An 8,584-nucleotide genomic window follows, 5' to 3' on the forward strand; every position below is an offset into this window, starting at 1 on the left:
GATCGGGCAGGACGTCATGGCGGGCACCTCGCCGCGCCGGGCCTTGTCCGAGCTGTTGCGGCGCGGCACCCAGAGCCTGACCGGGGCCGACCGGTTGGCGGCCGAAGCCAACAGGCGTCGACGGGAGTTGTTGCGCCGCAACAACTTAGATGGCACATTGCAGGAGGTCAAGAGGCTGCTCGACGAGGCGGTGCTGGCCGAACGCAAAGAGCTGGCCCGGGCGCTGGACGACGACGCCCGGTTCGGCGAGCTGCAGTTGGATGCGCTGCCGGCGTCGCCGGCCAAGGCCGTCCAGGAGCTGTCCGACTACAACTGGCGCAGCCCGGAAGCGCGCCAAAAGTACGACCAGATCAAGGATCTGCTCGGCCGCGAGATGCTCGACCAGCGTTTCGCCGGCATGAAGCAGGCGCTGGAGGGAGCCACCGACGCGGACCGCCAGCGCGTCAACGAGATGCTCGACGATCTGAACAACCTGTTGGACAAGCACTCCCGCGGCGAGGACACCCAACAGGACTTCGACGAGTTCATGGACAAGCACGGCGAGTTCTTCCCGGAGAACCCGCGCAACGTCGAGGAGCTGCTGGACTCGCTGGCCAAGCGGGCAGCGGCCGCGCAACGCTTCCGCAACAGCCTCAATCCCGAGCAGCGGGCCGAGCTGGATGCCTTGGCGCAGCAGGCATTCGGATCACCGGCGCTGATGCAGGCGCTGGGCCGGCTGGACGCGCATCTGCAGGCGGCGCGGCCGGGGGAAGACTGGATGGGGTCGGAGCAGTTCTCCGGTGACAACCCGTTCGGCATGGGCGAAGGCACCCAGGCGCTGGCCGACATCGCCGAGCTGGAGCAGCTTGCCGAGCAGCTCTCGCAGAGCTATCCGGGCGCCACCATGGACGACGTCGATTTGGACGCACTGGCCCGCCAGCTGGGCGATCAGGCCGCCATCGATGCCCGCACCCTGGCCGAGCTGGAACGTGCGCTGGTCAACCAGGGCTTTCTGGATCGCGGCTCCGACGGCCAGTGGCGGCTGTCCCCGAAGGCGATGCGACGGCTCGGCGAAGCCGCGTTACGCGATGTGGCGCAACAGCTTTCCGGACGCCGTGGTGAGCGCGACCATCGTCGTGCCGGGGCCGCAGGCGAGCTGACGGGCGCCACCCGGCCCTGGCAGTTCGGCGACACCGAGCCGTGGAACATCTCCCGCACGCTCACCAATGCCGTGCTGCGCCAATCGGGAACGTCGACTCGGGAAGGGGGGGTTGGTCCGCTTACGATCAGCGTCGACGACGTCGAGGTCTCCGAGACCGAGACGCGGGTGCAGGCCGCGGTGGCGCTGTTGGTGGATACCTCGTTTTCGATGGTGATGGAGAACCGTTGGCTGCCGATGAAGCGGACCGCGCTGGCGCTCAACCACCTGGTGTGCACCCGGTTCCGCTCAGATGCCTTGCAGATCATCGCGTTTGGCCGTTATGCCCGGACGGTGACGGCGGCTGAGCTGACCGGTTTGGAGGGCGTCTACGAGCAGGGCACCAACCTGCATCACGCGCTCGCACTGGCCGGACGCCACCTGCGCCGCCATCCCAACGCGCAGCCCGTCGTGCTGGTGGTGACCGACGGTGAACCGACCGCGCACCTGGAGGATTTCGACGGCGACGGCACGACAGTATTTTTCGACTACCCGCCGCATCCGCGGACCATCGCACACACCGTGCGCGGGTTCGACGACATGGCCCGGCTGGGTGCGCAGGTGACGATTTTCCGGTTGGGTAGCGACCCCGGCCTGGCGCGGTTCATCGATCAGGTGGCGCGACGGGTCGAGGGACGAGTCGTGGTGCCCGATCTCGACGGCCTGGGAGCCGCGGTGGTGGGCGACTACCTGCGTTCGCGTCGCCACAGGTAGGCCAAGCAGCCCTCACAACTGGTGTTGCGGTGGCGCGGGCGGCAATTCGTACGGGCCGGAGCCGCCGGGAAGCCTGTCCACGCCCGCTGCACGCGGCGTTATCAGATCGTCGGGCAGCCCGGCCAGCACCACCGCCATGTTGTAGGCGCTCATCCGCAGTTCCCCGTTGCTTCCCGTGCGCGGGTACTCGGAATGACCGTAGGCCCGTTCGTGGACCTGACCGTCGCCGTACCGACCGCCCAGGGCCAACCCCGTACTGGTCGACAGCTGAGTCATGCCCGGCACATCCTGTGGCGCGCGGCCGAAAGCGCCGAAATCGGGGATCACGTCGGCGACGTGGTCGTTGACGCCGATCAGGTAAAAGGCATGCCCGGGTTGAACTCCCAGCTGCGCGGCATTGGCGAGCTGAGTGCCGGGAGAGCCGTACAGCACGACGTCGCTCACCGGCGCACCCCGCTGCAACGCCAGGCTGGTCAGCAGCGAACCGTAGGAGTGGCCGAAGGCGGTGATGTGCTGATCGGGGACGTTGGTGGTGGCGGCCAGCGCTTTGTAGAAGCGGTTGAGCGGCGCCGCGTTGTCGCGTGCCTGCCACAGACGGGTGACGTCGTTCAGGCCGTCCGGCGCGTCGTATCCCAGCCAGGCGATCGAAGCCACCGCGTCGTAGTCCGGCGTACCCGCCAAACGCCGCAACTGGCTTGCCTTGTTGCGCTGGGCCTCGGCCTCGCCGACCATTTGACCGACACTCGAACTGACCCGGGTGAAGATGCCGCCCACGGTGACGCCGACGCGTTCGGCGTTGTCGACGTCACCGACACCGACGGCGGCCAGCACTTTACCGGCGCTGGTGTCCAACAGGATCAGGCTCGAGCCCGGATGCGCGGCCAAAGCGTCTTGCAGCGCAGTCAGATCCGCGAGCTTCTCCGGGTCGGTGTGCCAGCCGTTCACGTCCAGCCAGCCGTCGCGCAGCGCAGCGATTTCACGTTGCAGCACAGGCATATTGAGTTTGGCGCGAACATCGGTGGGGATGCCGTCGAGGTTACGGATGCGATCACCGCAGCACTCTTTCACCCGATCCTGCTCGCCTGGAGTCAGTGCATGCCACCACTTCCGGACCGCGTCGGGGTCGCTGCCCGGTGCTGGCGGACGCGGCATTTGTGTTGGTGCATGGCTGATTTGGGCGTCGACCTGTGCGGCGGACAGGTCACCGTCGGCGCCGCGAATCGCCGCGGCGAGGTCTTCGTCGGCCCGTTCGGCGTCGGCCAACAGATTCTTGATGCACTGCCTCAGTTCAAACTGCGCAGTGCGGTCCTCGGGGGATGGGCGCGGTGGCGGCCAGACTATGCCGGTCGCATCGTCGATGGTCAGAACATGATCGAGCGCGGCTTGTCTGATCTCTCGCAGCCGCGACTTGATCGCGGCGATCTCCTCGACGGCTTTCTCCGCGGCCCGCCCGACCGCGTCGCATGCCTCGGCGTGAGTGTCGAGGAGGACCGTGGTGCGGTGGGTGGCCAGGTGCGCCGCTTCGGCGGTGTCGCCGCCGAAGGGGAGCAGTCGCATGGTGTCGTGCAGCGCCGCCGACGCCGCGCGGGTGCCGTGCGCGCGATTGATGGCAGCCTCGAACACCGTCGCGACCGCCGCGGGGTCCCAGCGTTCAATATCAGCCAATGTCAGCGTCATTGCTCAACCCGGCTACCGCCGCGGCGTTGCGCTCCTCCATCTGGCGAAAGCCGGTGGCCGCGAAATGCATGCCACAGGCGTGTTCACCGAAGCGGCCGAGGTGGGCGGTGCTGGCCGTGGCCCATCGGTCCAACAGTCCGGACAATGCGTGCGCCGACGAGCCGACCCAGCCCGGTTGCGCGCCCTCGGCCGCGCTGCGACAAGACTGTTGCACGGCCAGCAATGACTCGCCCTGGTCGGCAAGGTCGTTGCCAGTGCGGGACAGCGAATCGGGAATCGCCCGCAACTGTTGCGGCATAACAACTCTCGGAGGCATGGCGCGGAGTATTACACTCACCCAAATCGGGGGCCACTCACTACGGCGAGCAGACGCAAAAGCACCCGACACGGGGCGGGCGCTTTTGCGTCTTCTCGGCGGCCTTACCGGCGCGGTCTGCGGGCTCTGCGCTTGATGCCCACGCCGCCCCAGAAGGAAAATCCGCTGATCTTCACCGTCGGCGCGCCACGCGCGCCTTCGCCCAGGACCTTACGGTCGAAGCCCCCCATCACGCCGCGGCCGTGGATCTCCACGTTGACTTCCGGCGGCAGCAGGATGGTCTGCACGCCCATGATCGAATACGCGTGGAGCTCGACCTCGGTCGAGGTGAAGTCCGCGTAGCGCATGTCCACCACCCCGCTGCCCCAGAGCGCGAGCGTTACCAGTTTCTTCGGCACGTTCCACCGGCCGCGCCGCTCGAACCCGCTCAGCAGGCCCAGCAATACCGTCGACGGCGCCGGGTTGGGCTGACCACCCCGGCGCGGGTTCACCGGCGAGCCCGGCAGGTCGGCCCTGAGCTCATCCAGCTCGTCGTAGGTGGTGGCCGCATAGGCCCGGGTCAGCCGGTCTTCGTAGTCGTTCAGCTGCAGACGGCCCTGCTCGGCGGCGTAGGCCAGCAATTGCGCAAGTTGGATGCGATCGGTGTCGGACGCGCGCGACGGTTCGTCGCGCGTGTCCCTCGTGTCACGTCGAGCGGAATTGCTCATCACCCACGAGCGTACGACGTCCAGGTTTTGCTGCAAGAGGGTTGGCTAAACTGCAACCTGCCTGTCGCATCGTGGCTGGTCACCGGGTGGTTCCTAGCCGCCGTCAGCGCGCGGCGGTGAAGCGGCCCAACTGGGGGGACGCTTCTGCAAGAACGCGAGCATGCCCTCGCGAGCCTCGTCGGACACGAACAGCCGGGCCGACTCTTCGGTGAGCCGGTCGGCGTCGCGGTCGAATCCTTCGAGCACCGCGGCAGTGGTGAGCGCCTTCGACGCGGCAAGTCCCTGCGGCGATCCTTTACCCACATCGGCGACCACCGATGCCACCGCGGCGTCCACATCGTCGGCCGCCATGGTGATCAGTCCGATCTCCGCCGCTGTACGCGCGTCGAATGTCTCGCCGCTCAGGTAATAACGCGACGCCGCCCGCGACGACATCTTCGGCAGCAGCGTCAGCGAGATGATCGCCGGCGCCACGCCGATCCGGGCCTCGGTCAGCGCGAAGGTGCTGCGCGGACCGGCGACCACGATGTCGCAGGCACCCACCAGACCGAAACCGCCGGCCCGGACGTGCCCATTGATGGCGCCGATCACCGGCAGCGCCGACGAGACGATGTCGCGCAACAGCGTGGTCATCTCGCGGGCCCGCGCCACCGCTATGTCGAATGCAGACCCGCCGCCGGCCTCAGACAAATCCGCTCCGGCGCAGAAGGTGCCCCCGGTGTGTCCCAGCACCACCGCCCGCACGGCCGGGTCCGCCGCGGCGTCACGCAACCCCTGATGCAGCGCAGTGACGAGCGCCGTGGAGAGCGCGTTGCGGTTGTGTGGCGAGTTCAGCGTCAGGCGGGCGAACGGGCCGCCGCACTCGGCCGGGCCCGCATACTCAACGAAGCTGTCCATCGTCAGTAGCTTCGAGGCAGGCCCAGCGATGTCTGCGCGACGAAATTCAGTACCATTTCGCGGCTGATCGGGGCGATCCGTCCCAGCCGGGCCGAGGTCATCATCGCGGCCACGCCGTATTCCTTGGTCAGCCCGTTGCCGCCCATCGACTGCACGGCCTGGTCGACCGCTCGGTTGGCCGCCTCGGCCGCAGCGTATTTGGCCATGTTGGCGGCCTCGGCCGCACCCATGTCGTCGCCGCTGTCGTAGAGCGTCGCTGCCTTCTGCATCATCAGTTTGGCCAGCTCGACCTCGATGTGGCACTGCGCCAACGGATGTGACAGGCCTTGGTGCGCACCGATCGGAGTGGACCAGACCTTGCGGGTCTTGACGTAGTCGACGGCCTTCTCCAGTGCGAGTCGCCCCATGCCCACCGAGCTGGCCGCACCCATGATGCGCTCGGGGTTCAGGCCCGCGAAAAGCTGTGCGATCGCGGCGTCTTCGGCCCCGACCAGGGCGTCGGAAGGCAACCGCACGTCGTCGATGAACACCTGGAACTGGCGTTCGGGGCTGATCAGCTCCATTTCGATCGGGGTGTAGGTGAATCCGGGCACGTCGGTGGGCACCACGAACAACGCCGGGCGCAGCTTTCCGGTCTTCGCCTCCTCCGTGCGCGCCACCACCAGCACCGCCTGGGCCTGGTCGACGCCGGAGATAAAGACCTTCTGGCCCTTGAGGATCCAGTCGCTGCCGTCGCGGCGCGCGGTCGTGATGATCTTGTGCGAGTTGGATCCGGCGTCCGGCTCGGTGATCGCGAACGCCATGGTCAGGGAGCCGTCGGCGATGGGCGGAATCCAGCGCTTCTTCTGCTCCTCGGTACCGAACTTGCTGATGATGGTGCCGTTGATGGCGGGCGACACCACCATCAGCAGTAGCGCGCTGCCCGCGGCGGCCATTTCCTCCATCACCAGCGACAGCTCGTACATCCCGGCGCCGCCGCCGCCGTACTCCTCCGGCAGGTTCACCCCGAGAAAGCCTAGTTTGCCTGCCTCGGACCATAATTCGTCGGTGTGCTGGTGAGAGCGCGCCTTGGCCAGGTAGTACTCGGGGCCATAGTTCGACGCCCACTCGGCAACCGCCTTGCGCAGCGCCTGGCGCTCCTCGCTTTCGATGAAGCTGGTGTCACTCATTACTAATCTCCTTCTGGGTCAGGCACTTCCACTCGTGCGAGCACGGCCCCCACTTCCACTTGCTGGCCGGTGTTGACGTTGAGCTGGGTGAGTACGCCGTCGGTGGGCGCGGTGATGGTGTGTTCCATCTTCATTGCCTCCAGCCAGATCAGCGGCTGGCCGGCGGTGACGCTGTCGCCGACGACAGCGCCGAGCCGGATGACGTTGCCTGGCATCGGCGCCACCAAGGATCCCTGTTCGACGGCCGAACCCGGCTCGGGGAAGCGCGGCAGCGCGACCAGGTGAACGGGTCCGCGGGACGAATCGACGTAGACTTCCGGGCCGTAGCGCGACACCGCAAAGCAGTAGGCCACGCCGTCGCTGTCCAGCACCACCTGGTCCGGCGCCAGCGCGACCAGTTGCACCGCAGGGTTATTGGGCAGCGCCAATCCGGTTCGGGTGAAGCGGTATTCGACGCGGTGCTCTTCGTCGGAGTCATCGCGGTACGTCTTGGCCTGATAGCCCGACGCTACGTTGCGCCAGCCGCTGGGAATGGACCCGAAAACGGTGGCTGTCGCGCGGTTGTGCGCGGCGTCGGCAAGCGCGGCGGCTATCGCCGACAGCGGCACGGTCACCGCATCGGCCAGCGGCGCGGACAGCTCGGCCAGTCCGTGCGTGTCGAAAAATGCTGTGTCGGTGGCGCCGTCGAGAAAGGCCGGATGACGCAGCACGTTGACCAACAACTCGCGGTTGGTGCGCAGGCCGTGCAGGCGAGTGCGGGCCAGCGCGTCGGCCAGCACCAGCGCCGACTGCCGGCGCGTCGGCGCGTAGGAGATGACTTTGGCCAGCATCGGGTCGTAGTGAATCGACACAGTCGACCCGTCGACGATGCCGGAATCCAGCCGGATCCCGGTCTGTTGCCCCAGCGCGGAGAACTCGGCTCGAACCGACGGCACGTCGATGGTGTGCACCAGGCCGGCCTGCGGCTGCCAGCCGTGCGCGGGGTCCTCGGCATACAGCCGGGCCTCGATCGAATGCCCTTTGGCCGCGGGAGGTTCGGCGTCAAGCCGGCCACCTGACGCGACAGCGAGCTGCAGTTCGACCAGGTCCACCCCGGTGGTCTCCTCGGTGACCGGGTGCTCGACCTGCAGCCGGGTGTTCATCTCCAGGAAGTAGAACTCGCCGTTATCGTCGGCGAGAAACTCGACCGTCCCCGCGCCCGTGTAACCGATTGCATCGGCGGCCAGCCGGGCCGCTTCGAACAGCTTGGCGCGCATTCCGCGCGTGCGCTCGACCAAAGGTGAGGGTGCCTCTTCGATGACCTTCTGGTGGCGGCGCTGAATCGAGCATTCGCGTTCGCCGACCGCCCACACGGTGCCGTGGGTGTCGGCCATGACCTGCACCTCGATGTGGTGTCCGGTAGGCAGGTAGCGCTCGCAGAACACCGTCGGGTCGCCGAACGCCGACTGCGCTTCGCGCTGCGCCGCAGCGACTTCGCCTGACAGCGCAGACAATTCGCGCACCACCCGCATACCGCGCCCACCGCCGCCCGCTGAGGCCTTGACCAGCACCGGCAGCTGCGCTTCGGTGACCGTGTCGGGGTCGAGTTCGTCGAGCACCGGCACTCCCGCCGCCGACATCAGCTTCTTGGACTCGATCTTGGAGCCCATCGCCCGCACCGCGTCCACCGGCGGGCCGACCCAGGTCAGGCCCGCATCTTGCACCGCCGCGGCGAATTCGGCGTTCTCCGAAAGGAACCCGTAACCGGGGTGCACGGCGTCGGCGCCGGCCGCGCGGGCGGCCGCGATAAGCGCCTCGGCGTTCAGATAGTCATTGGTCTTCGGCAGCCGCACGCGCGCGTCGGCCTCGGCGACGTGCGGCGCGTCGGCGTCCGGGTCGGTGTAGACGGCGACGGTACCCAGACCCAGCCGTCGGCAGGTGGCGAACA

7 protein-coding genes are annotated in these 8,584 nt (G+C 67.7%); 1 reads left to right on the forward strand and 6 read right to left on the reverse strand.

What is annotated here, in order from left to right:
- Nucleotides 1-1,891 (forward strand): VWA domain-containing protein (locus tag VML93_RS09295; RefSeq protein ID WP_325609906.1); only part of this gene is annotated, 1,891 nt, incomplete at its 5' end.
- 12 nt (nt 1,892-1,903) lie between these two features.
- On the opposite strand, the gene VML93_RS09300 is transcribed toward VML93_RS09295, so the two are convergent.
- From VML93_RS09300 to VML93_RS09325, 6 genes are all read right to left on the reverse strand, one after another.
- A complete protein-coding gene (locus VML93_RS09300) occupies nt 1,904-3,568 on the reverse strand; it encodes an alpha/beta hydrolase (RefSeq protein WP_325609909.1) in 1,665 nt (554 codons plus the stop codon).
- Nucleotides 3,549-3,884 carry a hypothetical protein gene (locus VML93_RS09305; protein ID WP_325609910.1) on the reverse strand — a complete coding sequence of 112 codons (336 nt, stop codon included), beginning with the start codon at nt 3,882-3,884 and terminating at the stop codon, nt 3,549-3,551. Before VML93_RS09305 ends, VML93_RS09300 begins: the two co-directional genes overlap by 20 nt.
- 104 nt (nt 3,885-3,988) lie before the next feature.
- Nucleotides 3,989-4,591 (reverse strand): DUF1707 domain-containing protein, encoded by a 603-nt coding sequence (locus VML93_RS09310; protein WP_325609912.1) that lies wholly within the window; start codon nt 4,589-4,591, stop codon nt 3,989-3,991.
- 93 nt (nt 4,592-4,684) lie between these two features.
- Nucleotides 4,685-5,488: an enoyl-CoA hydratase family protein gene (locus tag VML93_RS09315; RefSeq protein ID WP_325609913.1), complete on the reverse strand. Its 804-nt coding sequence runs from the start codon at nt 5,486-5,488 to the stop codon at nt 4,685-4,687.
- A gap of 2 nt (nt 5,489-5,490) precedes the next feature.
- Nucleotides 5,491-6,657, reverse strand: coding sequence for an acyl-CoA dehydrogenase family protein (locus VML93_RS09320; protein ID WP_325609916.1), 1,167 nt, complete (start codon nt 6,655-6,657; stop codon nt 5,491-5,493).
- A gap of 2 nt (nt 6,658-6,659) precedes the next feature.
- Nucleotides 6,660-8,584, reverse strand: a 1,925-nt coding sequence (locus VML93_RS09325) for a biotin carboxylase N-terminal domain-containing protein (protein ID WP_325609918.1), incomplete at its 5' end; no start/stop codon positions are given.

It is taken from the genome of Mycobacterium sp., from assembly GCF_035499775.1.
In the GTDB taxonomy this organism is placed as follows: Bacteria; Actinomycetota; Actinomycetes; order Mycobacteriales; family Mycobacteriaceae; genus Mycobacterium.

Excerpts from the sequence above, each read along its gene's own strand:
- VML93_RS09300 (WP_325609909.1), bottom strand. The coding sequence starts at position 3,568 with ATGACGCTGACATTGGCTGATATTGAACGCTGGGACCCCGCGGCGGTC.
- VML93_RS09305 (WP_325609910.1), bottom strand. The coding sequence starts at position 3,884 with ATGCCTCCGAGAGTTGTTATGCCGCAACAGTTGCGGGCGATTCCCGAT.
- VML93_RS09310 (WP_325609912.1), bottom strand. The coding sequence starts at position 4,591 with ATGAGCAATTCCGCTCGACGTGACACGAGGGACACGCGCGACGAACCG.
- VML93_RS09315 (WP_325609913.1), bottom strand. The coding sequence starts at position 5,488 with ATGGACAGCTTCGTTGAGTATGCGGGCCCGGCCGAGTGCGGCGGCCCG.
- VML93_RS09320 (WP_325609916.1), bottom strand. The coding sequence starts at position 6,657 with ATGAGTGACACCAGCTTCATCGAAAGCGAGGAGCGCCAGGCGCTGCGC.